At 66.5% G+C, this 23309-nt stretch carries 19 protein-coding genes; 7 read left to right on the forward strand and 12 right to left on the reverse strand.

The genetic code is table 11. The features are described 5' to 3' along the window. The first annotated feature begins 32 nt into the window (after nt 1-32). Together ACSYDW_RS13460 and ACSYDW_RS13465 are read left to right on the forward strand one after the other, a co-directional pair. Nucleotides 33-1631: a PucR family transcriptional regulator gene (locus ACSYDW_RS13460; RefSeq protein WP_438339236.1), complete on the forward strand. Its 1599-nt coding sequence runs from the start codon at nt 33-35 to the stop codon at nt 1629-1631. A gap of 346 nt (nt 1632-1977) precedes the next feature. Beyond that, the gene (locus ACSYDW_RS13465; RefSeq protein WP_438339237.1) at nt 1978-2565 is read left to right on the forward strand and encodes a hypothetical protein; all 588 of its coding nucleotides are present in this window, start codon (nt 1978-1980) and stop codon (nt 2563-2565) included. Nucleotides 2566-2642: 77 nt separating this feature from the next. On the opposite strand, the gene ACSYDW_RS13470 is transcribed toward ACSYDW_RS13465, so the two are convergent. From ACSYDW_RS13470 to ACSYDW_RS13505, 8 genes are all read right to left on the reverse strand, one after another. Beyond that, complete coding sequence (locus tag ACSYDW_RS13470) at nt 2643-4079, reverse strand: aldehyde dehydrogenase family protein (protein WP_438339238.1); 1437 nt, start codon at nt 4077-4079, stop codon at nt 2643-2645. Nucleotides 4080-4150: 71 nt separating this feature from the next. Continuing rightward, a complete protein-coding gene (locus ACSYDW_RS13475; RefSeq protein WP_438339239.1) occupies nt 4151-5644 on the reverse strand; it encodes an APC family permease in 1494 nt (497 codons plus the stop codon). Nucleotides 5645-5761: 117 nt separating this feature from the next. After that, nucleotides 5762-7378: a sulfatase family protein gene (locus ACSYDW_RS13480; protein ID WP_438339240.1), complete on the reverse strand. Its 1617-nt coding sequence runs from the start codon at nt 7376-7378 to the stop codon at nt 5762-5764. After that, on the reverse strand, nt 7375-8163 hold the full coding sequence (locus tag ACSYDW_RS13485) for an ABC transporter ATP-binding protein (RefSeq protein ID WP_438339285.1): 789 nt from the start codon (nt 8161-8163) through the stop codon (nt 7375-7377). Before ACSYDW_RS13485 ends, ACSYDW_RS13480 begins: the two co-directional genes overlap by 4 nt. A 104-nt stretch (nt 8164-8267) precedes the next feature. Further along, a complete protein-coding gene (locus ACSYDW_RS13490) occupies nt 8268-9059 on the reverse strand; it encodes an ABC transporter permease (protein WP_438339241.1) in 792 nt (263 codons plus the stop codon). Beyond that, complete coding sequence (locus tag ACSYDW_RS13495) at nt 9056-9874, reverse strand: ABC transporter permease (RefSeq protein WP_438339242.1); 819 nt, start codon at nt 9872-9874, stop codon at nt 9056-9058. The genes ACSYDW_RS13490 and ACSYDW_RS13495 overlap by 4 nt, the downstream gene beginning before the upstream one ends. Then, nucleotides 9864-10862 carry an ABC transporter substrate-binding protein gene (locus ACSYDW_RS13500; RefSeq protein ID WP_438339243.1) on the reverse strand — a complete coding sequence of 333 codons (999 nt, stop codon included), beginning with the start codon at nt 10860-10862 and terminating at the stop codon, nt 9864-9866. Before ACSYDW_RS13500 ends, ACSYDW_RS13495 begins: the two co-directional genes overlap by 11 nt. An 87-nt stretch (nt 10863-10949) precedes the next feature. Continuing rightward, entirely contained in the window at nt 10950-12635 is a 1686-nt protein-coding gene (locus ACSYDW_RS13505; RefSeq protein WP_438339244.1) for an amidohydrolase, read from the reverse strand. Nucleotides 12636-12811: 176 nt separating this feature from the next. On the opposite strand from ACSYDW_RS13505, the gene ACSYDW_RS13510 reads away from it, so the two are divergent. Continuing rightward, a complete protein-coding gene (locus tag ACSYDW_RS13510; RefSeq protein ID WP_438339245.1) occupies nt 12812-13444 on the forward strand; it encodes a TetR family transcriptional regulator in 633 nt (210 codons plus the stop codon). Here ACSYDW_RS13510 and ACSYDW_RS13515 read toward each other — a convergent pair. Beyond that, nucleotides 13405-14334: an AraC-like ligand-binding domain-containing protein gene (locus ACSYDW_RS13515; protein WP_438339246.1), complete on the reverse strand. Its 930-nt coding sequence runs from the start codon at nt 14332-14334 to the stop codon at nt 13405-13407. The genes ACSYDW_RS13510 and ACSYDW_RS13515 overlap by 40 nt on opposite strands. 151 nt (nt 14335-14485) lie before the next feature. After that, on the reverse strand, nt 14486-15079 hold the full coding sequence (locus ACSYDW_RS13520; RefSeq protein WP_438339247.1) for a TetR/AcrR family transcriptional regulator: 594 nt from the start codon (nt 15077-15079) through the stop codon (nt 14486-14488). Between the two features lie 179 nt (nt 15080-15258). Between ACSYDW_RS13520 and ACSYDW_RS13525 the strand changes: the two genes are divergently transcribed. After that, the gene (locus ACSYDW_RS13525) at nt 15259-17175 is read left to right on the forward strand and encodes a primary-amine oxidase (protein WP_438339248.1); all 1917 of its coding nucleotides are present in this window, start codon (nt 15259-15261) and stop codon (nt 17173-17175) included. Between the two features lie 11 nt (nt 17176-17186). Further along, nucleotides 17187-17675 carry a hypothetical protein gene (locus ACSYDW_RS13530; RefSeq protein ID WP_438339249.1) on the forward strand — a complete coding sequence of 163 codons (489 nt, stop codon included), beginning with the start codon at nt 17187-17189 and terminating at the stop codon, nt 17673-17675. Here ACSYDW_RS13530 and ACSYDW_RS13535 read toward each other — a convergent pair. Further along, the gene (locus ACSYDW_RS13535; protein WP_438339250.1) at nt 17663-18592 is read right to left on the reverse strand and encodes a D-alanyl-D-alanine carboxypeptidase family protein; all 930 of its coding nucleotides are present in this window, start codon (nt 18590-18592) and stop codon (nt 17663-17665) included. The genes ACSYDW_RS13530 and ACSYDW_RS13535 overlap by 13 nt on opposite strands. A gap of 273 nt (nt 18593-18865) precedes the next feature. Between ACSYDW_RS13535 and ACSYDW_RS13540 the strand changes: the two genes are divergently transcribed. After that, the gene (locus tag ACSYDW_RS13540; protein ID WP_438339251.1) at nt 18866-20665 is read left to right on the forward strand and encodes a hypothetical protein; all 1800 of its coding nucleotides are present in this window, start codon (nt 18866-18868) and stop codon (nt 20663-20665) included. A gap of 132 nt (nt 20666-20797) precedes the next feature. On the opposite strand, the gene ACSYDW_RS13545 is transcribed toward ACSYDW_RS13540, so the two are convergent. Continuing rightward, the gene (locus ACSYDW_RS13545) at nt 20798-21496 is read right to left on the reverse strand and encodes a TetR/AcrR family transcriptional regulator (protein ID WP_438339252.1); all 699 of its coding nucleotides are present in this window, start codon (nt 21494-21496) and stop codon (nt 20798-20800) included. 117 nt (nt 21497-21613) lie between these two features. On the opposite strand from ACSYDW_RS13545, the gene ACSYDW_RS13550 reads away from it, so the two are divergent. Continuing rightward, nucleotides 21614-23281 (forward strand): amidohydrolase, encoded by a 1668-nt coding sequence (locus tag ACSYDW_RS13550; protein ID WP_438339253.1) that lies wholly within the window; start codon nt 21614-21616, stop codon nt 23279-23281. Nucleotides 23282-23309: the final 28 nt, after the last annotated feature.

Genomic DNA, 23309 nt, shown 5'->3' on the forward strand with positions numbered 1-23309 from the left:
GCTGGGCCACAAGATGAACTAGTTTGTGGCTCATGACTTCGACTGCCGCGGCCCCCGACAGCATCACCGTCCACGCCCTCTTGCGAGCCATGGCGAGCCCGGCTATCACCCTGCGTTCCCATGGAACTCCCCCGAAGCTTTCGCTGGTTTCCCCCGCTTTGCACGACCCACACACCACATTCGAAGCACCCCCGGGTTCGATCCTGCTGGGCCTGGGACTCCATCCCGGCGAGCCAAAGACCATTGGGATCATCCGCGACGCGGCAGCGGCAGGCTTCGGCGCTGTGGTCCTCAAGCAATACGGCAGGGAATTGGGGGCCATCATCGCCGCGGCGGACCAGGCCGGCATAGCCCTGCTGACGGTCGATGATGAAATGGGCTGGCTCCAACTCGAAGCCCTCGTTGGTTCGGCCCTCAATGCCTCGGCCGAGGCCGACAGCTCGCTCTCCACGCTCGGCGTCGGCGACCTCTTTGCCCTGGCCAACGCCATAGCCGCAATGGTGGGCGGCGCGACGACCATCGAAAACCTGCAGGAACAGATCCTTGGCTATTCAACGCTTCCGCACCAGCCAATCGACGAGGACCGGCGCACGGGAATCCTCGGACGCCAGGTTCCCTTCCTTCCGGAAAATGCAGCCCAGTACGCCTCGGTCTTCCGCTCCCGGGGAGCCGTGCGGATCAAGGGGGTGGGCGATGCCTTGGACCGCCTGGCCATAGCCGTACGGGCGGGGAAGGAACCGCTGGGGTCCATCTGGGTGGTCGATGCAACCGGCGATCTGGATCAGGCCGCCGAAAGGGCCCTCGTGCGGGCCGCTGACATTGCCGCACTGCACCTGCTGCGGGCCCGAAGCGCGTATGACGTGGCCCGCCAGCAACGCGCCGATTTGCTGCGCAAGCTCATGGACGGCGGCGCCGACGCCACCATGGTTGCCGAACAACTCGGGCTTCGGCGCTCGGGCCCGTTCGTTGTCGCCGCCTTCCAGCCGGTCATGGGACAGGCCTCGGAAATGGCATTGACAAGGTTGCTGGACCTTGTCACAACCGAGTGCGAGACATACCGCGGGGGCGCCCACTGCGTGCTCGTGGGCACCACGGTCCATGCGCTTTTCGCAAGCACCGACCCTTCACCTTTCGGACCGCTCGAAGTCCTGGCGCGCAGGGTCACCGAACGATCCAGGGTCTCGCTGGCCGTTGACCTGCGTGTTGCAACGGGCTCGGCGGTCATGACGGCTTCGGAGATCAGCCGGTCGAGAAACGAAGCCGACATGGTGCTTCTCATGCTCACCTCCGGGCATGATTCGGGCACCTATGCCTGTGCGCAAGATGTCCGTAGCCGGCTGACCCTCTTGCAACTGGCCGCCCACTTCAACACGATGCCACACCTGAGGTCACCAGCCGCGGAGAAAATCGCGACCCATGATGCCGAGTCACACACCGAGTACGGGAAAACATTGCGGACCTACCTGGATTGTTCCCGCGATTCGGCGCGAACGGCAGCCGCTTTGTCCTTGCATCAAAACACGTTGCGGTACCGCCTCAAACGGCTTCGCGACCTCTTTGGCATCGACCTTGACCAGCCCGAGGACACGTTGCTGCTCTGGTTAAGCCTGCATGTCATGGAGTTCAGCTGACCCGATACGGCAGCCTGCACCCGCCGGATTCCATCAACGCCGGCCTGGGAACGGGTGGGACCTTGGCGATACACGCGAGCCCTGGGGACCCTCCCGTGGCGGACGGCGCTGGCACCGGCACCGGGAGAGGAACCCGGGAATCACGCCGCATGGTGTCCGCCTCCCCTGATGCATGGCGAGCATCCCGTCGCAGTCGAGGCCGTGGACGCAGTGTCCGGTCCTGTGCCCCGGTACCTTCGGAGGGGGAAACGGGCGGACCGGCTCCACCCTGGGGCTTAGTCCGGCGGCCCGAACATGAACCTGCGGTCCGATGTGGCGGATGCCCCGGTTTTTCTAGGCTTGAAGCATGACAAGAACAGTTCCGCTCTCCGCCACGACCTCCAGCCGATCCCGGATGACCGTCCTGGTCTCCGCCACAGCCCTGGCGGCCCTGACCCTGACGGGCTGCTCCGCCCTGGGATTCGAATCGAAATACGACAAAACCGCCAGCTACGAATTCAGCACCCCGGCCGAGGGAAAAGGGGTCGTCCCCGTCTGGGTCCCGGAAGGTGCCACGGAGCTGAAGGAAATCCAGCGGACCACGGGCAAGGAACGTATCCTGCGCATGAAGCACGCCGGCTCGCTGCCCGGCTCCTGCCTCGCGCTCGGCACCGCCGGGAAACCGACAACCCGGGAGCTCACGGCCGGTCTGGAGTCCGAGCCGGGCGTCAAGTCCGATGCGATAGCGGACATCGTGGCCACGCAGTACCAAACGCCGTTGCTGAGCGCCGATTGGTGGCCCGCCGGCAAGGAAAACCAGGCCACCCACCTCTGCGGAAAGTGGTGGGTGTCCCAGGAGGCGGGGGTCCTCTACGCCTTCTCCCCCGAACAGCAGGCGATCGCCGAGCCGGTGCTGGCGGAGCAGGCAGCGGCCCAACGCGCCGAACGCTCATAGCACAGGGTGCCGCCCGCAACCTCATCCCCGGGGACGATGTCACGGGCGGCACCCTGTGCCGGTGCTGGACGGGGCAGCTAGCCGCTGATGACCTGCGGCTGGCCCAGAGCCTTGAGCCCGTCGACGCCGAACTCGACGCCATAGCCCGATGCCTTGGCGCCGCCGAACGGGATGCGCGGGTCCACGACGCCATGGTTGTTGATCCACACCGTGCCCGCCTGCAGGCGTGCGGCAACAGCACGTGCTGCCTCGCGGTCAGCGGACCACACTGAGGCACCGAGCCCGACGTCAAGCCCGTTGGCCAGCGCCACGGCCTGCTCCACCGAATCGACCTTGACGATCGGCAGGACCGGGCCGAACTGCTCCTCGACGACCAGCGGGTTGTCGGTGGCGATGTCCGCGATCAGCGTGCTCGGGTAGAAGTAGCCGGGCTGTTCCGCCGGCGGGTTGGCGCCCAGCAGCACGCGGGCCCCGGAGTCGGTGGCCTTGCGGACCAGCGAATCGACGATGTCGTACTGGGCCTTGTTCTGCAGCGGGCCCAGCACGTTGTTCTCGTCGAGGCCAACGCCCATCGGCATGTTCCTCGCGACCTCGGTCAGCGCCTCGCAGACCTCCTCGTAGATGTCGGCGTGCACGTAGAGGCGCTTGAGCGCGGCGCAGGTCTGGCCGGTGTTGATGAACGCGCCCCAGAACAGGCCCTCGGCGATCGCCTTCGGGTCGGCGTCCGGCAGCACGATGCCCGCGTCGTTGCCGCCCAGTTCCAGGGTCAGGCGCTTCACGGTGTCCGCGGAGGAGCGGATGATGGCCTTGCCGGTGGCGGTGGACCCGGTGAACATGACCTTGTCGATGTCCTTGTGGGTGCTCAGCAGCTGCCCCACGTCGCGGCCGCCCGCGACGACATGCAGTACGCCCTCGGGCAGTACCTGGTTGATCACGTGGACCAGGGCCAGCACGCTCAGCGGGGTGTATTCGCTCGGCTTCATCACCACGGTGTTGCCCATGCGCAGGGACGGGGCCAGCTGCCAGACGCTGATCATCATGGGCCAGTTCCACGGGCCGATCGCCCCGACGACGCCGAAGGGGCGGTAGTGCAGCTCGGCGTAGGAGGTCCCGTCGTCGACGACGACCTCCGCCTCGAGGTCGAAGGCCGCGGCGGCACGCAGCCAGGCCACGGCCCCGCCGACCTCGAAGCGGGCGTTCGGGCCGTTCAGCGGCTTGCCCTGCTCGCGGGAGAGCAGGTTGGCCAGTGCCTCGGCGTTGGCCTCGATGGCGTCGGCGGCCCTGTTCATCAGCGCCCGGCGTGCATCGTGGCCCAGCGCGTCCCATCCCGGCTGCGCGGCACGGGCGGCGGCAATGGCGGCCTCAAGGTCGGCCACCTCGTGCTCGGGCGCGCGGCCCACCAGTTCTCCGGTGGCCGGGTCGAGGATCTCGCGTCCCCCGGTGGCCGGCTGGATCGCGGCCAGCAGTTCCCCTGCGGTGGCGTAGGTGGCAGCGGTGTTGGTTTCGGTGCTCATGGGTTGGTCCCTTTTCTTGTGTCTCGAGTGTTTGTCGAAAGTCTTGCGTGTTGAAGGTCGTGCGTGCCGGGTCAGTGGCCGGCTGGCTCGGTTCCGCCGCCGGCTTCCTCGCCGTGACCCACCCGGGCGTAGACCTCCGGCCGCGCCGAGCGCAGGCGGACCGCCCAAAGCAGGCCCAGGACACCCGGTACCACCACGAGTGCCGGGAGCAGCCAGCTCAGGACGCTGGCGCTTTCCAGGGCGATCAGTACGTCGAAGTTCACCACGATCGCCCCGAAGAGGACCACGAGCGCAATGCCTGCGATGAGTGGGGCCACCAGGGTTGTCCACTTGCCCAGCCCGTGCGGTTCGCTGCGGAAGTAGCCGATCACCGCGAAGCTGGTCAGTGCCATGAGCATGACCAGGCCGAAGGCACCGGTGTTGGTGAGCCAGGTGAACAACGTGACAACGGGGAACATCTCGCCCTGGTCCGTACCGACGAATGCGAAGACCAGCAGCACCACCAGCGCCAGTGCCGACTGGCTCAGCGACCCGGCAACCGGTGCGTGCGAGCGGGAGTTGGTCTTGGCCAGCGACACCGGCAACACTCCCTCGCGGCCCAGCGAGAACAGGTAGCGGGCCACGACGTTGTGGAAGGCGATCAGTGCGGCGAGCAGGCTGGTGATGAACAGCAGCCGACCCACTTCGACGAACCAGACTGGTGCGTGGTCAGCCAGGAAGACGAACACCAACTCGGGCCCGGATTCCGCGGCGGCGCCGATCACCGCGCTGTGTCCCTCACCCACGGCCATGGCCCAGCCGGAGAAGGCGTAGAAGACGGCGATGATGCCGATCGCGATCAGTGTGGCCCGGCGCGGGGTGGTCTTCGGGTCCTTGACTTCCTCGCTGTAGATCGCGCCTGACTCGAAGCCCATGAAGCCGGCGATGCTGAACGCCATGGCAGCGCCGACGCCTGCCGTGAACAGGCTGGCCGGCTGCAGGGACTCGGTCGAGATGCCCTCGGGTGCCACCCGCAGGGAGAGCACGTCGTACACCATGACCACGAGGAACTCGCAGGCCACGATGATCCCCAGCACCTTGGCGGAGAAGTCGACGCGGTTCACGCCGAGGACACCCACGACCGCCCAGCCTGCCAGGGCGCACACCCACCAGGGGGCAGCCAACCCGAACGTGACGCCCAGGAACGAGGAGAGCGCGAAGCCGAAGAGACCGTAGATCCCGATCTGCATGGCGTTGTAGCTCACCAGCGCCACCAGTGCCGCACCGATGCCGGTGGGCTTGCCCAGCCCGCGTGCCACGTAGGCGTAGAACGCACCGGCGTTTTGCACGTGCTGGCTCATGGCCGTGTAGCCCACGGCGAACACCAGCAGGACGATGCCCAGCACCACGAACGAGAGCGGGACGCCCAGCACGCCCGAGACTGCGAAGTCGGAAGTGACGCCGCCGGCGACCACCGTCAGCGGCGCCGAGGCCGCGATGATCATGAACACCAGCGCCGGCACGCCCAGCGTGCGTTTGCCCAGGCCCGTTGACCGGGTGTCCGTCGATTCCGTTGATGTTGACATGGGGATTCCTCCTTGAAGCCGCTTTACCTACAGCGTGCGCCGTGCGGGGCACCGAGCGCTTGGCTTTGCGTGAGCGGCACTTGGCTCACCGTGCAGAGTTCCGCGGTGCCTCCCCGGCTATGCGGCATTGCTCGGCGTGGGCGCCGTGTCGCACACCCGAGCCATCTCCTCCAGCAGGGCGATCTCCAGCTCCCGCTGCAGCTGCGCGGCCTCGGGCTTCCCCGCGACATTGTGCAGTTCCGCGGCATCGGTGCGGTGGTCGTACACCTCCACCCCGGGGGCCCCGAAGTACCTTGTCAAACGCCCCTGCGCGGTCACCACGCTGCGCATGCGCACCGGCGCCGGCAACCCCTCGATGGAGAAGGGCTGGTCCTCCTCGATAAGCACGGCGTCGCGCACGGACTCGACGGAACCCTCCAGCAGCGGCTGCAGGCTGCGCCCTTGGATGCCATGGAACCCACGCACCCCGGCCAGCCCGAGCAGGGTCGGGGCCAGGTCCGCGGTGGAGGCCAGGGCATTGCTGCGGCGCTGCTCGCCGCCGGCTGCCCCAGGGATGCGGATGACCAGCGGCACCCGGGTCACGGATTCGTAGTGAACGAAGTGCTTGAGCATGAGCCCGTGGTCCCCGAACATGTCCCCGTGGTCGGAGGTGAACACGACGATGGTGTCCTGGGCTCGGCCCGAGTCCTGCACGGCCTGCAGGATGCGGCCGACCTGCGCGTCCATGAGTTCGATCAGCCCGTACTGCGCGGCGGCCGCCCGGCGGTACTGGTCCTCGGAGACCGCGAACGTCATGGTGGCGTCGGAATTCGGGGTGCCCCGCTCGGCGACCATCCTGCGGATGTGCTCCGGCGAGTCCCCGTGCCCCTGGTCGAACCCCCGGGGCAGCTCCACCGACTCGGGGTCGTACAGCCCCGCATAGTCCTCCGGCGGCGCGAAGGGGTGGTGCGGGTCGGGAAACGACACAAAGAGGAAGTACGGGTCCGCGGAGTCCGCTCCCTCGGTGATCCGGCGGGCGGCCCGCTCCCCCACGTAGGTGCTCGGGTGGACGTCGAGCGGGATCGAGGTGGTGTAGACCTGGTCCCAGCCGGTCGGCGGCTTGGCCGCGGCCTCCGGCCCGCCGAGCACGCGCGGGTCGACCCCGCGCTCGCGCGCCCAGTGCACCCAGTGGCCTCCCGGCGCGTCGCCGTGCCCTATCACCAGGTCGACTTCCTGGTAGCCGTAGTAGTCTCGGGGCATCTCGACGAAGCCGCCGTCGTGGCGCACCCGGTTCTCCCATTGGTCCCAGCCGGCCTCCCGTGCGCGGCCCACGGCCCGCTCGGTTCCGGCGTCCAGGAGCCCGGGGTCGGTGGCGCGGATCTGTGTGTCCTGTTCCGGTTCGAAGTCCCACCCCATGCTTTGGTGGTGCAGCTTGCCCACCGCCGCGGTCCGGTATCCGGCCTGCGCCAGCGAGCGCACGAACGTCGAAGCGTCAGGGTCCAGCGGGATGCCGTTGCACCGGGTGCCGTGCACCGAGGGCCAGCGCCCTGTCAGCAGGCTGGCCCGGTTGGGCATGCAGGTCGGGTTCGCCACGAAGGTGCGGTCGAACACCGCGGCGTCCGAGGCGAGGCGGTCCAGGTTCGGGGTGCGCACCTCGGTGTTGCCGTTGAACCCCAGGTGGTCGGCGCGCAACTGGTCGGCGATGATGAAGACGATGTTCGGCCGCCCCGCGGCCCCCCGTGCTTCCTCGCTCACGGCTGGGCCCTGCGGATCAGCGAGAGCGTGCGGGTACGCAGCTCTGCGAAGCGCGGCAGTGCGCGGGTGGCGATCTGTTCGCGCTCGGCGGGCAGGTCCACGTCGATGACCTCGAGCACCCGGGCCGGCTTGGACCCGATGGCCACGATCCGGTCCGCGAGGTACACGGCCTCGTCGATGTCGTGCGTGACAAGCAGGATCGTCATGCCGAAATCCTCGCGGATCCTCAGGCACAGGTCCTCGAGCTCGAAGCGCGTCTGCGCGTCGACCGAGGCGAACGGCTCGTCCATGACGAGGATCTCCGGACGGTAGGCCAGCGCGCGGGCGATCGCCACGCGCTGCTGCATGCCTCCGGACAGCTGCCACGGATACTTGTTCTCCGCCTCCGCCAACCCGACCGCGTCCAGCGCCGTGTCGCAGCGGGCCCTGAGTTCGGCCGGGTCCAGGCGCAGGTGGCGCAGCGGCAGCACCAGGTTCTTTCGCACGCTCAGCCACGGCATGAGCGAGCGCGAGTAGTCCTGGAAGACAAGTGCCATCTCAGGCGGCGGTCCGGCGATCTCCCGGCCGTCGATGCTGATGCTTCCGCCGCTGCTCGGGTGCAGGCCGGCCAGGCATTTGAGCAGGGTCGTCTTGCCGACCCCGGAGGGGCCGACGATGCACACAACCTCGCCGGCCTCCGCGGAGAAGGTGAGGTCGCCGATGATGTGGGCGGCGGCCGGGCCGGAGCCGTAGCTCTTGGCCAGGGAACGCACCGCGAGACGCGGTGCCGATGTTGTGGTTTCCATGGGTTCCTCCGAACCGGTTCGGGCCGCACGGCGCGGGATGGGAGTGTGGGTGTGGTTCTCGGGTGCGCTGCCCGGGGGTGCGCCGCGGTTGGTGTCCAGGGTGCTCATGCGGCCCGCTCCACCCGGCGCGAGCCGATGTACCAGCGCAGCACCCGGCCCTTGACGAGCTCGAACGCGACGTTCACCAGGAATCCGATCACCCCGAGCAGCAGGATGCCCGCCCACATGTCCGCGGACATGAAGGACTGCTGCGCCAGCAGCGTCAGGGCGCCGATGCCCTGGGAGGACCCGAGCATCTCGGAGGCGATCATGACGACGAAGCCGACCTGCATGCTGACCTGCATGCCGGAAAAGATCTGCGGGCCCGCCGCGGGCAGGTACACGCGCAGCATCCGTTCCGCGGGGGTCAGCCGGTAGACGGAGCAGACGTCCTTGAGCGAACCGTCGATGCCGCGGATCCCGTCCATCGTGGAAATGAGCGTGGGGAAGAAGGCGGCTAGCGCGATGTTTGCCACGCGCATTTCCGTGCCGAAACCAATCAGCGTGATGACGATGGGGATCATCGCCACCGGCGGGATGCCGCGGAAGAAATGGATGGTCGGTTCGAACATCCAGCGCACGACGGGGACCATCGCCAGCACGAAGCCGACAACCACGCCCGCCGCGATGCCGGCCAGCATGCCGGTGAAGAGGTTCCCCATGCTCAGAAGCACGTCGGAGGCGAAGTGGTCGAAGAGCCACAATTCACGGAAGCGTTCCATGATCAGGGCCAGCGGCGGGAAGAACGCGTTCACCGAGTCCGCGGAGAGCACCCACCAGGCGGCCAGTGCCGCCACAGGGCTTGCGGTTCCGGCCACGGCGAGCAGCTTCTTGTTGTTCAGGAGTCCGTTTTTCACAGTGCGACCTCCCGGTGGGACGGGTGCCAGTGCAGCGCCTTGGCCTCGGCCCACGAGCTCACCCCGTGGAAGGCGAGGCCCAGCAGGCCCAGCACCAGGACCAGGGCATAGAGCGTGGCGAAGTTTCCGGCGGCCTGGGCCTGGTAGATCGAGCGGCCGAGCCCCGGGGCGCCGCCCAGCAGCCCGGCCACCACCGCAATGACCAACGAGGTGGGCGCCGCGACCCGCATGGCGGTGCCGATGAACGGGCTGGCGCTGGGCAGCACGACGCGCGCGTTGATCTCCAGCGGTTTCATGCCGAAGGAGCGTGCCGTGGCCAGCGCGACGGGGTCGGTGTCCTGCACGCCGGAGGCCGTCTGCGTGACGATGGCCAGCGTGCAGCCGAACGCGACGAGCACGAACGCCATGGGCCAGGTGGGGCCCAGCACCATCACGGCCAGCGGCAGCACCACGATCGGCGGGATCGGCTTCAGGAACTCGAAGAATGCAAGGGTCAGCGAGCGGATGAGCGGCGAGGTGCCGACCAGGATGCCCATCAGGATTCCCAGGACGGCGCTGAAGAGCAGCCCCGCCAACGCGATGCCGACGGTCACGAGGGCCTCGTTCCAGAAGCCGCCGGAGCCCAGCAGCCCCGCCAGTTTCCCTGCCGTTGCGGGCACCGTGGGCACCGCGGTGCCGAAGACCTGTGCGGCAGCGACGACCTGCCAGGCCGCCACCACGAGCACCGCACCGAAGAGGCCGAGCAGGGTCCGGGTGCTGTGCGGGTCGCGCGCGGGCAGCACCATCAGGCCGTTGGGTGTGCGGCTACTTCTCACTGAGGATGAGGCTGTCATCGATCTTCACCTCTTCCGGAAGGAACCCGAGTGCGGCAAGGCGGGAATCGACGTGCTGCATGTCCTTGAGCCGGACCTCTGTCGGCCAGTAGGTCACCGCGGAGTTCTTCAGGATCTCCACCGGGGTGTCGGTCAGCTTCGAGGCCACCTCCATCGCCTCGTCGTGGTGCTCGTTCGCGTAGGCGTTGGCCTTGTGGATGGCGCGGGCGAAGGCCTTCATCTGTTCCGTCTTCTTCTCCACCGTGGATTCCCCGGCGACGTAGAGCCCCACCGCACCGGCCTCGAAGAACTCGACGCCGGGCGAGGAGAGGACCTTGCCGCCTTCGGCCACGGCCTTGGAGGTGAACGGCGCCACAAGTCCCGCACCGTCGATGCGGCCCTGTTTCAGGGACTGCACCGCCGAGGAGGGATCCAGCACGATCCAGTTGATCTTGCCCGGATCGCCGCCGGCCTGCTGGACGGCGCTGGAGATGGTGACCTCCAGCTGCGCCTTGCGTGCCGGCACCGAAATGGTCTTGCCCTCCAGCTGGTCCAGCGAGGTGATCGGCGAGTCCTTGGCCACGATCAGCGCCGTGTCGTCCACCAGCATCAAGTTGCCCGTGGCCATGGCCTCGTCGCTGTAGCCGTCGGCGGCCGCGACGATCTTCAGCGGAACTCCCTGGGACAGGGCGTTGAACATCGGGATCGACGGGCTGTAGGTCACATCCAGCTGGCCGCTCTGGGCCGCGGCGACGCCGGCGGGTGGGTTGGCCACCACGGAGGTCTCCACCGTGAGGCCCTCGTTCGCGAAGTAGCCCTTTTCCTTGGCCAGCTCTATGGCGGCGTCGGAGGTCAGTCCGATGGTGCCTACTTTCAGGGTGGTGCCGCCGCCTGCGGCACCACCCTGCTCGGTTCCGCCGCCGCAGGCGGCCATGGCCAGGGTGAGCGAGCCGACGGCCAGCACGGCCATTGAACGCAGGGAAAGTTTCACGTTTACTCCTTGGGTTGTGGCGCCGCGATGGAAGCGGCACGGTGGTGGTGTTGCGCGGTGGGCGTTGCCGGCGAACGGTTCGCCCGGCTAGGCCGAGTACACGAGGGCGCCGTTGGACAGGGTGTGGGTTGCCGGGTTTTCACGCAGTGCGTGGATGTCCTCGGCAATCGGTTTTTCGAGAATGCACAGGTCCGCGAGGTATCCGGGGGCCAGGCGCCCCTTCCGGTCCTCCGCATGGTCTTGCCAGGCGGGGTGGATGGTCATCATCTCCAGCGCCCGCCTGAAGTCGACGCGCTCTGGGTCGCCGGGGGCTCCGGGACCGGCGGTGGTGTCCCGGGTGACGGCCGCGATGACGGACTCCCGCCAGTCCGGAGAGGTCACCGGCGCATCGGAGGCAATGTTTGTCGGCACGCCCGCCGCCAGCAACGAGGCCAGCGGCTGCTGGCCGTCGAACCTTTCGGCGCCCAAGATCCTCTTCATCAGGGCACCCGCCTCCGAGCGGATGGTCGGGTTGGTGCTGAGGCCAACGCCGTGGCGCTGGAACCTGCCGATGCTTTCGCGGTTCCTGAAGGCGCCGTGGATGATGTAGTGGCGCGCATCCCGCGGGTTCCCCGACTGCGCCTGGAGAATCGCTTCGATGGCGGCGTCGGTCGTGGCGTCGCCTGTCGCGTGTATCCCGGCCTGGAGCCCTCCGTCGTGGACACGGGCAACCAGCCTGCGGAGCTCGAGTTCCCGCTCGGCATCCGAATCCCCCGCGATGACCATGCTGCCGTGGCGGTGGCCGCACGGGGTCTCGTAGGGTTCGCTCATCCATGCGGTGCCGGAACGCGGGATGCCGTCGGCGAAGATCTTGACCCCGGCGATCCGCAGGAGATCCTCGCTGATGCCGCGGCGCCGAAGGCTTCCGGGGAGGTCCCCCGCCAGGCCCGCGCGCACGTCGTTTTCGTTCGCTCCACCGGTGGATGAGAAAAGCAGCAACACGTTGATCCGAAGGCTGAGTTCGCCGGCTGCCGCGAGGTCCGCCAGCACCGAAAGGCTGCGGGTTGAACTCGACCCGCCAAATAGCCCTTCGCCGCCGGGTCCCAGGCCGGGCTCGGTGAGCGAGGTGATTCCCAGGGAATGCAACAGGCGCTGGTGCTTGGTGAGGCACTCCTTGAGTTCGGTCTCGCCCAGGGGCGGAACGACCTTCCCCGCGAGTTCAACCGCCGCGTCAACCAACAGGCCGTTTGCGCGTCCGTCGGCGAAGCGCCCCACGACGCCATCGGGATATCCTCCGGTCCATGAATCGAGACCGGCAAGCGTGGCGGCCGTTTCGTTGAGGAGCAGCTGGTGGCCGGTTTGGTCGTAGGCCACCAAGGGGGAACCGACCCTCAGCCGGAAAACATGCTCCGGCCCGCCGGGCCCGAGAACCGCTTCATCCCAGCCGTGCGCGCGAATCCAGCCGTCGCTCGCCGGTTCGGCGTCCTCGAGGATCCGCACGGCCTCCGCCCAGGTGCCTGCCACGCTGCTTCCGATCGACAAGGTCCCGTGCTCGGAAACCGCCGATTCGACGAAGTGCAGGTGGCCGTCGTTGATACCGGGGAGCACCGCCCCGCCGTGCGCGTCGATGACCCGGGTCCCCGGCCCGATGAGGTCCAGGACTTCACGTCCCCCGACGGCGGAAATTCGGTTGCCGGTGACTGCGACGGCAGCGGCATCCATGGCGGATGCACCCGTCCCATGAACTTGTCCGTTCACGACGACAACGTCCGCGCCCTGGAAGTTTCCGCTCATGGTTGGTGTTTCCCTTCGTCGAAATAGCTCACCTTGGTGTGATCCAGCTAACTTGCCAAGTAGAGTATGTCGTACGACTTAGTCAGTTGACCAGAAGTTTCGAAAAGTTTCTTCCCGCGCTCCTCCCGGAGGATCCGTAGGATGGGATACAAGTTGCACAGGAAGGCACCCCGAAAATGGCACACGTTTCCATAAAAGATCGAAGTCACCAGTTCGTTGAGGCTGCAGCCAGGGTCATTGCCCAAGAGGGAATCGCGGCCGCCACGACCCGCCGGATAGCGGCCGAAGCCGACGCACCGCTGGCGGCATTGCACTACTGCTTCCGCAGCAAGGACGAGCTCCTGGACGAGGTCTACAACTTCCTGAGCCGGGACTACGCCCGCGAGCTCGAGCCCATGCAAGAGGGGTTGACCCTGGAGGACTGCGTGCGGGAGCACGCCAGGAGGATTTGGCGCAGAATGCTGGCCACCCCCCACGAGCAGGTCACGACCTTTGAGCTGCTGCTTCGCCGCAACCGGGTCAAGGCCGAGGGCGAGATGGAACGCGCCATCGAGATCAACCGGTCAATGTACCAAGGCTGGGTGAATTCAACGGTTTCGATCCTGGAATCAGGGGCAAGGGTTTCAGGGATCAAGGATCCCCGCGACCTGGACATCGTGGCTCGCTCATTCATCGCCAACATCGACGGAATCAGCCTGCAGCACCTCTCCGTCCCCGACGAAGAACGCTCGTGGGAACTGATCGAAATACTTGTCGATTCGGTGATTTTTCAGATACTCAAGCGGAACGCGGTCGGCGAGCAGCCGTAGGACGCGCGAAAAACCCTGCTGAAGTGGGCACCGTCGGGCAATCCCCAGCGCGCGCCGATGGCACCCACGGGAACCAGCGCCTGCAAAGGGTCCTCGAGGTCCCGCCGGCAATGTTCGAGGCGGCGGGTTCGGATCCACTCGGCAACCGTGTGTCCGGTCTCGGCGAAAAGCTTGTGCAGGCTCCGCAGGGACATGAAATGCGCATCGGCAACAGCACCCGGACCCAGCGTCGGATCGGAGAGGTGCTCCTCGATGTACGCCTGGACCTGGCGGATCAGGCGCATCTGGCTTCCGTCGACGAGCTCGTTGCGCTCGTGGAGCTCGCTGGCCAGCACGGTGCCGAGTATGTCGACAGCGTTTGCCGCCAGCCGCTGGCCGATTGGACCGCCCACGTGCGGCAGCATGTGTGAAATCTGCGCAAGGAACGGGGCCACAGCGGAGCCGATCTGGTTTCGGGCCCCGATGCCCACGGCCGTCAGCTGGGATACATCGCCGGCGGGAAGCCCCAACAGGTGGTGCGGGAACATCAGCACCAGCGTCCGGAAATCCTCCTCAAACAGGAGCGTGTAGGGCTGTTGGGTGTCATAGATCGCAAGCTCCCCAGGGCGCAGGACGGTCTCCCGGCCTCCCTGCAGAAGCATGCCATGCCCGCTCAGTTGCAGGTTGAGCTTGAAGTGCGGAGCGTCCCCGGCAGCCACCAATTCGTCGGTGCGGCGGACCACGTGCGCGGTGGCGGCGACCTCCATGACGCCGACGCTTCCGAGTTGGCTTCCGGAAACGCTTCCGGAAAAGGCGCCCGCCCGGACAGGCTCGGAGAGCAGCGGGACGAAGGCACTCGAAACGAGTTCCTTCCACGCGCCGAAGGAATCAACATGCTGCACCTGGTACACGAGCGAAGAACCTTTCCCCATTCCGGACACGACCCCCACCGGAACGACGGCAGGGCAGTGAGCGGCATCACATTGATGCAAATGTACGCGGAAACGCCCGCAAAGTCACGTTTTTTCTCTGACTGGAGGTTTTAGAACACCCCCGGACCGATCAGCCGGCCCCCAGCATGCGCAGGTGCTCATCCAGCTGCCCCTGGAGCAATTGCGGGCTGTTGAACTTCGCATCCAGGACAGCCACCACCTGGGCACCCATGAGAAAGGTCAGCAACGACTCACTCACGTGGGTGACGTCGATCCCCCGGTCCAGTGCGCCACTGCCCAAGCCTTCCAGGACCCAGCGCCGGATCAATCCCCGCCACTGCGCCATGGCCTCGTCGTTGACCTCCGCAAATTCCCTCTCATGGATGGCCATCTGCCAGAACGGGATGACCACGCGGGCCTCGTCGAGCCGGTCCGCATCCAGGGGAAGCACCTCAAGGGCAAAACTGCGCAGGGCCTCCAGCCCCTCCAGCCCGCGGGTGGCGTTCTCAATCCTGGCATTCGTGCGACCAAAAACGTGGGTGAACGTCGCGCGCATCAGGCTGGCGCGCGTGGGGAAGTACGGCTTGAGCGCGCCATTGGCAAAGCCCGCCTCCGCGGCAACGTCCCTAAGCGTGACACCGTCGAAGCCCCTGCGGGCAATGACCCTCCACGTGACCTCAACCAATTCGAGACGACGCGCATCGTGGTCAACAATTTTCGGCATGTCGTCCATCCTACGGGCCAACGTCACAATCGCCGGGCTTTGCACACCCCGAAGCAATACCCCTTGTATCCGACATCGATCATGGCTATTCTCTACAACCAGAGAATATAAACGTGGCACACGTCACGCCCATTCGAGAAGCCCCACCCCCGTAGTTTCCTCTCCCGAAAGGCAAGCTCATGACCCTCGGCAACGCCACCGACCAGCACACCGACACCGGTGCCTACACGCTGGCCACCAGCGAAGAAATCGACGCAGTACGCTCCATCCTTTCCGAAAACGGCCACTTCACGGAGTCGACCCGCGTCGCCTACCTGGGCCTGGAGGATCCGCGCCGAGACGTCGAAACCCTTGACCGCCGATTCCGCGTCTTCCTGCTCAACGTCGCGGGGGAACGCCCCAAGGACGTCGTGGTTTCGGTGACGAATCGAGTGGTGGAAAGCGTTGTCGAGCTGGACACCACCACCAGCGGCGAACTTCCGGTGCTGGAAGAGGAATTCGAGGTCGTCGAAGAGCTGCTGGCCCAGGACCCCCGTTGGCTCGAGGCCCTGGCCAAGCGCAACCTGCCGGTCGAAAAGGTCCGCGTGGCCCCGCTCTCCGCCGGCGTCTTCGAGTACCCGGAGGAATCGGGCCGGCGTATCCTGCGCGGGCTGGCCTTCGTGCAGGACCACCCGGAGGACTCGGCCTGGGCGCACCCGGTCGACGGCCTTGTCGGGTACGTCGACGTGGCCAACCGCACGGTGGACCAGGTCATCGACCTGGGCATCGTGGACATCCCGGCCGAACACGGCAATTACACCGACCCGGAACTCACCGGCCCGCTGCGCACCACGCAGAAGCCGATCTCCATCACCCAGCCCGAGGGCCCCAGCTTCAACGTCACGGGCGGCAACCACGTCGAATGGGAAAAGTGGAGCCTCGACGTGGGCTTCGACGTGCGCGAGGGCCTGGTCCTGAACAACATCTCCTTCGAGGACAAGGGCCAGCCGCGCCGCATCCTCAACCGCGCCTCGATCGCCGAAATGGTTGTGCCCTACGGCGACCCCTCCCCCGTGCGCAGCTGGCAAAACTACTTCGACACCGGCGAGTACCTGGTCGGCCAGTTCGCCAACTCCCTTGAACTGGGCTGCGACTGCCTCGGCGAAATCCACTACATCTCCCCGGTCGTCTCCAACGCCCGCGGCGAGGCCCGCACCATCAAGAACGGCATCTGCATGCACGAGGAGGACTGGTCGATCCTGGCCAAGCACTCGGACCTGTGGAGCGGCATCAACTACACCCGACGCAACCGCCGCCTGGTGATCTCCTTCTTCACCACCGTGGGCAACTACGACTACGGCTTCTACTGGTACCTCTACCTCGACGGCACCATCGAGTTCGAAGCCAAGGCAACGGGCGTCGTGTTCACCAGCGCCCACCCGGGCGGCGACTACGCGTACGCCTCGGAGTTGGCACCGGGGCTCGGTGCGCCCTACCACCAGCACCTCTTCGGTGCCCGTCTGGACTTCGCCCTCGACGGCGGCCCGGGCCGCGTCGAGGAAGAGGACGTGGTGCGCGTGCCGACCGGCCCCGAGAACCTGCGTGGCAACGCCTTCTCGCGCAAGCGCACCACCTTCACCCGCGAGTCCGAGGCGATCCGTGACGCGGACTCGTCCAAGGGCCGCACCTGGGTGATCTCGAACCCCGAGTCCACCAACCGCCTGGGCCACCCGGTGGGCTACAAGCTGCACCCGGCCGGCCAGCCGACGCTGCTGGCGGACGAGGATTCCTCGATCTACCGCCGCGCGACCTTCGCCTCCAAGGCGCTCTGGGTCACCCCGGCGGCCGCGGACGAGCGCTACCCGACCGGCGACTTCGTGAACCAGCACGCCGGCGGTGCCGGCCTGCCCGAATGGGTCAAGGCCGACCGTGAGATCGACGGCAAGGACCTGGTCGTGTGGCACACCTTCGGGCTGACCCACTTCCCGCGTCCCGAGGACTGGCCGATCATGCCCGTCGACACCATCGGGTTCAAGCTGCGCCCCGAGGGCTTCTTCGACCGCTCGCCGGTCCTGGACGTCCCGGCTCCGTCCGCCGGCAAGTCCTGCCACAGCTAGGCACTCGCACCATGACTACGATTCATGCGGGTGCCGCGTCCGCGGCGCCCGCATGGGATCACTCTTCCGGTTCGGCGGTTGGGGAAACCACCCGCCCCGCGGCCGGGCACATCCTGTCCAGGGCCATCGCCGGTGCAGCGGCGGCCCTGGGCCTTGCCCACATCTGGTTCCTGGCGGTGTTCCCGCACGGCTGGCCAATGAGCCTGCTGCTTGCCGCCATGGTGGCCCTCTGCCTGAAATGTGCCCACCGTGCGTGGGGACGCCCGAGGGCCCTTCAGGGGCTCCTGGCCATGTCCGCGATCATGGCCGTTCTCCACACGTTCATGGCCCTTGGATTCGGAGGCCACCACCACGCCGGGTCCGAGCCTTCGGCAGTTGCCACGGCGGCATCCGGGGCGATGCTTGCCATCGCGGCCGCAGAACTGGTTCTCGTCGTCGCCTGCAGCATCGGTGTGCGCCGCGCATCTGCTTCGGGCGGCCCGGCCCGCTACTTCGAGTAGTACTGCTCCAGGGTCTTGGCCTTCTTGTTCCTCATGTCCTTGGCAATCGTCGATCCCACGTAGCGGAAGTGCCACGGTTCGAAGTCGTAGCCCGTGGCCCTCTCGCCACCCTTGGGGTATCGCAGGATGTAGCCGTACCGGTGCGCGTTCTTGGCCAACCACTTGCCTTCCCGGGTGTTGGCGAAGCATTTTGAGAGCACGCATCGACCGCTTGCGGCGCCGATGTCAATGGCCAGGCCAGTCTGGTGCTCCGAGGTGCCGGGCCGTGCGGAGATGCGTGAAGCCTGCTTGACGCCCAGCTGCCGGGAGTATTGGGCGAAGAGCGCTTTCTGCCGCGCGTAGGAACGGTAGCCGGATATCGCCGTCAGGTGGACACCGTTCTTCTTGGCCGCCTTGCGCATCTTTTCGTAGGCGGCGACCGCGTCCGGGGTCAATTTCTTCGAGGTGCGGGGGATGCTCCTCAAGGCAGGTTTGTAGCTCGGACTCAGTTTGTTGTCCTTGTTGACGATGAAACCCGGCTCGTACCTGGCCGGCGAATTCAGTGCACCAGAGCCCTTCGGGGAGATCAATTTCAGGTGCTTCCCGGCGATGTACCCGGTCTTGCCCTTGAGCGAGACCTTGTACCAGCCTGATTTCGCTTCCTCTGTGGACTTCAGCACCGTGTCCTTTTGGATTCGCAGCAGAACGGGTGCTTTCGCCGACGCCTTGGCCCGCAGCTTCGTGTCCACGGCTGCCTTGAACCTCAGGCCTGACTCCGCCACGGTCCTTCCGGGTGCCGAAACCGGCGCATCGGCGGCAACCACCGGCGGCGCGGCTTCGGCACGTGTCGGCCCTGTTCCAGCGAAGCCTGCCGTCAGGACAAGGCTGGCCGCAGTCGCCACCACGCCAAGCAAGCCGATTCTTGTTTCGTCCCGCATCGTTCCGGACCCTCCCCCATATCGGCTTGTGTCGCATCGAGGATACGTCCCGGAAAGCCAAATCACCACACACTCCCAGCTGTCCAGCTCGTTGATTTCCCGGTGGAAGCCTTGGGCACGAAGTGATTGCCCAACCCACGGCACAGGCGGAAAACATCCGACGACACCTGGCCGGCGGGGCGGGCACGGACCTGCCAGCCCGGCTTTTCCCGGCGATTTTGCAACGCTGTTACCATTACTTGGATTTGTTCACAGGAAACCCCAAGGATGGCCATGAACCCGGTTGACCAGAAATTCGTCCACAAAGGGCTCACCGTCATCTACAAGCACAGGCGTTCGCTGCAGGACCGCAGGCATTTGCTGGTGATCTTTTCCGGAGGCTTCGGCCCCAAGCGAGGTTACGACCTCAACGGTTCGGTGGTAGACGGGATCCGCACCGACATACTCTGGATTCGCGACACCTTCGACGGGGATTTTTCGTACTACATCCGCACCCACAAGCGAGGGGAACTCGTGGCAGAGGCGGTGGCGGCGCTCATCGACAAGATCCGGGTTGAACGCGGCCTTGAGAAGCACCATTGCACGTTCATGGGCATCTCAAAGGGCGGTTCCGGAGCCCTCTACCATGCGCTGGCATACGACTACCCCAACGTCGTTGCGGTGTCCCCACGCATGAACATCGGCAGCGGCAATCGCGAGCTCCGGCCAAACATCCTGAAACAATTGATCGGAACTGACACGGATGCCGGCGTCCGGGACCTGGACGGCATCCTGCCCACGTTGCTGGCCAACGACCCCAACCGCGCCCGCAACGTCTACTTGTTCTCGTCCCCGACCGACGGGCAATACAAGTCCGAGATCCTCCCGTTCCTCGACGACTACGAACGTTACGAGAACTTCAACTACATCCTGACCGAATCGCCGCTCGTGGCCCGGCACCGTGACATCGCGCCCTACAACATCCCCCTCGTGCTGGCCACCATCGCTGCCTTGGGTGAAGGGGCGGCACCTCGCTACGGCCGGGTGCGGAACGGGATCGAAACCTTCACTTCCTCATTGCCGGCTCCAACGCTCGACGTAGTCCGGGAGCGGGAAGAGCTCGTCTGCCACATGACGTCCCTGGCACTTCGCGATGGCCGGTTCTACCCCGAGGGCGTGCTCTTCATCAAGGGCGAGGAAACCAAGGGCGCGGAGCAGTTCTCCAGGAAAATGGTTCTCGCATCAGGTTCCCACAAGCGCCGCTACACCCTGAAAAGCATGCCCGACGACAAATTGAGCCGCACCTACTTCGAAAACGAGTACTGCAACTATTCCAACGGCAAGTTCGGCACCGTGCGACAAGAAGGCATCGACCTCGCAAGGCTCGAGTCCGGGCGCCATGACGTCCATCTGGAGCTTGAACACAACGGCATTTCCGTCTCCGTCGATTCGGTCCCCGCCGAGCCGTTTGAGGCTTCTCTGGCAATGGGCAAGCACCTTGTGCGGCTGCACTCGACAGGAAAGTCCGTAGCGATCCACAAGGGCCCGATCCTGCCCGGGCGTGCACCCGGAAGCCGCTTCAAGCCCGGCAAGGCAAAGGCCACAGGGAACAAGGTGCAGGTGGAGGGACGCTATGTCCTGCCGGGTGTCCGGACCCCGCAACGCGGAACCATGAGCTACCACCTGGTCCTCACGAAGGCGGGCACGCACACACCCGTCGACTCTTATCCGCTCGCGACGGCCCCGAGCGGTAGCAGCACAGGGATCGCGAGCGACCCCCTGGGCGACTACGGATTCACGGGATTCGACACCCCCTCTGGCAAGGGTCTCTCCGTTGCCGGAACGGCTCCGGGCACCTACGACCTTCACATCACCGCCGTGTCGGGCAGCACTGCCTCATCGCACGCCTTGGGAGTGCGCCTGACGGTGAAAGAGAACGCCGGCGACATCGCGTGCACGTTGCGGTCTGTCATTCCGGTTCCCGGAGGCAGGGCCGCAGCGGCTTGGGCTACGCACAACCGTCCGCGCCTGGCGCGCCGGCTTCGGGGCGGCCTCGGACGCATCAAGCGACGGATTTCTTCGGCACGGCGCTGAGTTCCACGCCGTGCGGGGGCGCATCCCGCACGGCGTGCTCACACCCTGGCAACATCAAACGACCTCGGGCCCTGTCCCGGGGTCGTTGCGCGTCAGCCCTTGCACGTTCGACCGCCCAAGGACCTTCCAAGCTCAGGACTGCCGGGCATTCCCCACACGCGCAGCGATCCCATCGATCAACAGGTCCAGTGCAAACCTGTAGTTTTCGTCGTCCTGGACCTCTGCCATGATCCCCACTGATGCGACAGCCAGCGGGTAGTCCGCGCGGGGAACCTTCGCATAGCTTGCGACCCACGCCTTGTCGTCCTCAGAGGATTTCTCACCAAGCAGCAGCAGCCCGGCGCTGAACCCGGTCCAGGCCAACATGAAGTCCGCGCAGGCGCGGTGAATCAACGCCGCTTCCCGATGCTCGAATCCCGCAAGCTTCAGGACGGCGAGCATGGCCTCCACAAACTTCATCTCACCCTCCTGGCGGGTCACGCGCAGGGCCGCCAGCGTCGCCACCGACGGGTACCGAAGGAAGCTGGCACGGGCCCGCAGCAGGAGTTCCTCGAGCGAAACCTGCCAGTAGGGGCCCTGCTCGTAGCCCTCCATGCCCATGGCCAGGACCCTGTCGGCGAGCGCCAGCAGCAACTCGTCCTTGTCGGCGAAGTGCCTGTACAGGGCGGTGGGGTCGGCCCCGAGTTCCTTGCCGATCTTGCGGAAGGAAAGCGTGTCTGTCGCTGCGTCCGCCGCCAGGTGCAGGCAGGCATCGATGATGTTCTCGCGGTTCAGTCCCTGTGCACGGCGTCGCGGCTTTGCATTCGAACCCTCGTCCGTGTTGTTCCCCATGGTTGGTTATGACTCCTTGGCCACTCAGAAATGTCAACGGTGTTGACTTTAGTGCGTTACTGCGATTTTATGAACTGGAACACACTTTACCTCGCGGCACATTTTGAGAGGGCGCTCGTGAACGACACCTGGCTATTCCACTCCGGAACCATCTTCGATGGCGCCACGGTCCTGGAGGCGGGAAACGCCGTTGCAGTGCGTGACGGCCGGGTGCTTGCCGTCGGCACCGAGTCCGCGGTCCGGGCTGCCCTGCCGCATCCGGACCACGACGTGGCCCTCGGGACCAGGTGCCTGACGCCCGGGTTCACGGACGCCCACGTGCACAACATCATGGGCGGCATCGAGTCCCTGGCCTGCGACCTGACCGGCGCCAAGGACCTCGCGGAGGTGTGCGAACGCATCCGTGCGTACGCCGCCGGATCCGACGACGGCTGGATCACCGGAGGCGGATGGTCGATGAGCGACTTCCCCGGTGGCACTCCCACCGCGGAACTCCTGGACTCGCTGGTGCCTGACCGCCCCGCCTACCTGCTCAACCGCGACCACCACGGCGCCTGGGTCAACAGCGCCGCCCTGGAACTGGCCGGCATCACTGCGCTGACGAAGGATCCCGCCGATGGCCGCCTCGAACGCGATGCGTCGGGCAACCCCACCGGCACCCTGCACGAAGGTGCCATGGACCTTGTCACGACCTTCATCCCGAAACCCGATGCCGCGGCACTCCGTGCCGGGTTGCTTGCGGGGCAGGCCCACCTGCACTCCTTCGGCGTCACCGGGTGGCAGGAGGCAATCCTGGGCGACTACGCCGGCTATTCCGACGTTTCCCCCGCCTACCGCGAACTCATCGCCGACGGGCAGTGCACCGGGCAGGCCGCGGGTGCGCTGTGGGTTCCGCGCTCGACAGCCATTGAAGGCGTCCCTGCGCTTGTCGAGGACTTCCTCGCCCGCCGCGCCGAAAACGCCGCCACGGGGTTCCGCACCACCACGGCCAAGATCATGGTGGACGGCATCGCCGAGAACCAGACCGCCGCAATGCTCGAGCCCTACCTGCGCTCCTGCGACTGCGCCCCGGATGCCCCCGAAAACACCGGCCTGAGCTACCTGGACAGCGAGGTGCTCTCCGCTGTCGCCGTGGCCCTGGATGCGGCAGGGTTCGACCTGCACCTGCATGTCATCGGCGACGCCGCCGCCCGCATGGCCCTCGACGCCCTCGAGGCGGCCCGCACCGCCAACGGCGTCACCGGCGGGCGCCACCACCTGGCGCACCTGCAGGTCATCCACCCCGACGACGTGCCGCGCTTCGGCGCCCTGGGGCTGAGCATCAACGCGCAGGCGCTGTGGGCCTGCAACGACGACCAGATGGTGGAGCTGACAAACCCGATCCTTGGCGCCGAGCGCCTCGGCTGGCAGTATCCGTACCGCTCGCTCATCGCGTCCGGGGCGAACCTGGTCATGGGCTCGGACTGGCCGGTGTCCTCCCCCAACCCGTGGGAAGCCATCCATGTGGCGGTCAACCGCACCCACCCCGACTACCCGGAGGCCGAACCGCTCGTTGCGGAACAGTCGCTCACCCTGTTGGAGGCGCTGCGCGGCTACACCCAGGGCAGCGCCTGGATCAACCGGGACCACGAGGGCGGACGGATCCGCCCCGGCGCCCGTGCCGACCTGGTACTGCTGGATTCGGACCCCTTCGCCCTCCCGCCCGACGACCTGCATGCCGTGGGGGTGGAACTCACCCTCGCCGCCGGGCGCGCCGTCTACGAACGCGCACCCCAGGGCGTCTAGGACCACCGGTTCCCCGAATCCGCACCCA

The sequence above is a fragment of the Paeniglutamicibacter selenitireducens genome (assembly GCF_051550675.1).
In the GTDB taxonomy this organism is placed as follows: Bacteria; Actinomycetota; Actinomycetes; order Actinomycetales; family Micrococcaceae; genus Paeniglutamicibacter.